We start from the raw sequence: 418 nt of genomic DNA, 5'->3' as shown, positions 1-418 counted from the left end.
CTCTCCACGACCCCGTAACCCACACCCGGCGAGGACAGCTGCATGATCACGTTGGCCGCGCCGGCGGCGAAGCCCCACAGGTCCATCGCATCGGCGATGGTCACGTCCTCGTCGGACCAGCGAGCTGTCCGTCGGGTGATCGAGATGCGGTTGGCGGAAGTGGTGTCGCCGAGAGACATGCGCCGGCTCCTCTCAGCTCATGCACACGTTGGTGAACAGCAGGACGGGCCAGGAGACGATGGAACCGAGAAAGGACACCACGGCGTCGGCCCCGTCCATTCCGGCCAGATGGCTGGTGTGGGTGAGTGACCAGACCAGGCCGATGAGCAGGTAGGGGACCGCGAGGATGACGGCGGTGCCGATCCACTCGGCGATGGTCATCTGGAAACCGAGGATCTTGCGTACTGCGGTCAGCATA

Annotated in this window: 1 protein-coding gene; it reads right to left on the bottom strand. The window is 64.8% G+C overall.

The genetic code is table 11. The features are described 5' to 3' along the window. Nucleotides 1-192 precede the first annotated feature (192 nt). Nucleotides 193-418 (bottom strand): hypothetical protein (locus tag RNB18_RS52765; RefSeq protein ID WP_090433230.1); only part of this gene is annotated, 226 nt, incomplete at its 5' end.

Origin of the sequence: Streptomyces doebereineriae, assembly GCF_031845645.1 — a bacterium.
Classification (GTDB): domain Bacteria; phylum Actinomycetota; class Actinomycetes; order Streptomycetales; family Streptomycetaceae; genus Streptomyces; species Streptomyces canus.
This window is presented reverse-complemented; position numbering and strand designations above follow the sequence as displayed.